Raw genomic sequence first — 2,161 nt, 5'->3', positions numbered from 1 at the left:
GCGCCGCGCGGGCGGCGCTCGATCTCACCGGCGCTGCATATCTTGCGGCAAACACCTGTCAGCCCTTATGCAATCCCTGTGTGAATCGCTTTTTTTCGAACATGAGTAAGCGCAGGCGATTGCTGGCGGCCGACACCGCCATCGGGAATGTGCTTTCGCGGCTGGGGGCGACTGAGTTCGCACGGGTGGCTTCTGGTGAGCTTTTTGTCCGGGCAACAGCTTGCAGCGCCGGGCGCGGGCGAACAGCGCGAAGGGCAGGCCTCTCGTCAGGTTGCGGTGCCCAGGGAGCAGTGATATCAATATGATATCTATGCTGCATGAATGGCCTTGAGGCTGGGCTATCATTTGTCGGCAAGTGTGCAAGCCCCCTCTGAAAAGTCATCACGTGCGCATACAATCGCGCCCTTTCCTCGTTAACCAGATAGGCCAAAGCGTATATGGCGCTAGATCCACCTACGATGCTGACCATCTCGATCGCCTTGGCTGCAGCAGCTGCCCTGTACCTGGCGATCGAATGGCGCAGTGTCCGCGAACCCTCGCTGCTTTACTGGAGTGCGGGCTTCGCCACTATTACCGTCGGTTGCATCCTGGCGTTGTTGCGCGGGATCGGCTTGCTGTTCATCGGGATCTGGTTCGCCAATGGCTTGCTGGTGATCGCCCACGGGTTCTTCCTGCTGGGCGTGTTGCGCTTTACCCATGACCGCTTGTCGCGTGCCTGGTTGATCATCGTGGTGGTCTGGTTCGCCTTGCTGCTGTTGCCCGTGGGGCCGCAGTGGTCAAAGGTGATGCTGATGGTCAACTCGTTGCTGGTCGCGGCATTGACCCTCAAGGCCAGCTTCCTGCTGCGCCCGCACGGAAAGTCGCTGAGCGTCGGCGCGGTGCAGTTGCGCTACGTACTGCTGATCCACGGATTGTTCTATGTGGTGAAGGCGATCATCGCGATCACGCCGGGTACATTGATTGACCTGGCAACCTTTGGCGGGCTGATCATTCAGGTTTCCCTGGTAGAAGGGGCGATGGCGATCATGCTGATTGCCTTGTCGATGACCGGCACCGTGCGCTACCGGCGCGAGGAGCGCATCGCCCGGCTGGCAGCCCGCGACCCGCTGACGGCGCTGTACAACCGGCGCGCGCTGGAGGTGCGGGCAGTGCATTTCTTCAAGGATGTGAGCCCGGCGCAGCCTGGGGCATTGCTGCTGATCGACATCGACAATTTCAAGCTGGTGAATGACCTGCATGGGCACATTGCCGGGGACCGCTTGCTGGTTGCCCTGAGCGAGATGATTCGCGCGGCGCTGCCCGAGCGCTCACTGGCGGCGCGGTTGGGGGGCGATGAGTTTGTCATTCTGCTGAGTGGGGCCAGCAGCGAGCGGGTAGCGGAGTTGGGCGGGGTGTTGCGCGAGCAGTTCCAGCAGTATGCCGGCAAGACGGTGCCTACTCCGCAGGCAGTTACCTTGAGTATCGGCGCCAATGTGTTCGACCAGGCGCCGGCTAGCTTGGCGGCGTTGATCGAGCAGGGGGATGTGGCGTTGTATCAGTCCAAGCGCGGGGGGCGGGACAGTTTGCGTTTTGTCGAGCGGCCGATGGCTGATATCGGCCAGTAATCGACATCTCCTGAGGTCGCGACGATCAAGATCAAGGCAACAGCTCTTGCTGTTGCTTTGCTCTGGCTTTTGCTTCTAAGCGCGATAGTCCAGGTGCCACGGATTGCGATTTCAGGAGGCTGAGCGCAGGGTTTGCGGAGGGAGGTCACGGGGCAGGCCCATGGTTACTTTTGCCAAGACAAAAGTGACCCGCCGTAAGAGCGGAAAGATGACTCAGCGCCACCCTCGCTAATGAATGTCTACTTGATGTGAATGCCCATGGCTTGAAATTTGAAGTTTGAAGTTTGAAGTTTGAAGCTTATGCGCCGGTTTCGATACGGCGAACAGTCCATTTGCGATGGCGACGCTGACTCACCTTTAGCAACAGCAACAGCTCCTGCTTCTGCTTCTGCTTCTGCTTCTAAGCGCGCCATAGTCCAGGCGACACAGATTGCGACTTCAGGAGGCCGAGCGCAGGGCTTGCGGAGGGAGGTGACGGGCATGGATGCCCGTCAAGCGCTGGGCCCCAGGATGGGGCCTGCAGCGCGGTCCTCCCGGGAGCAAGCCCGGAGCGAGGG

Annotated in this window: 1 protein-coding gene; it reads left to right on the top strand. The window is 60.2% G+C overall.

Translation table 11 applies throughout. The annotated features are described in order from the left end of the window. The first annotated feature begins 458 nt into the window (after window positions 1-458). Window positions 459-1,604, top strand: a complete 1,146-nt coding sequence (locus tag HP547_RS28465; RefSeq protein WP_172288829.1) for a GGDEF domain-containing protein — start codon at window positions 459-461, stop codon at window positions 1,602-1,604. The last annotated feature ends 557 nt before the right edge of the window (window positions 1,605-2,161 follow it).

Source organism: Pseudomonas sp. CM27, assembly GCF_013179515.1.
GTDB lineage: Bacteria > Pseudomonadota > Gammaproteobacteria > Pseudomonadales > Pseudomonadaceae > Aquipseudomonas.
Note: the sequence above shows the minus strand (reverse complement) of the source record. Positions and strands in the feature narration are given on the sequence as shown.

Excerpts from the sequence above, each read along its gene's own strand:
- HP547_RS28465 (WP_172288829.1), top strand. The coding sequence starts at position 459 with ATGCTGACCATCTCGATCGCCTTGGCTGCAGCAGCTGCCCTGTACCTG.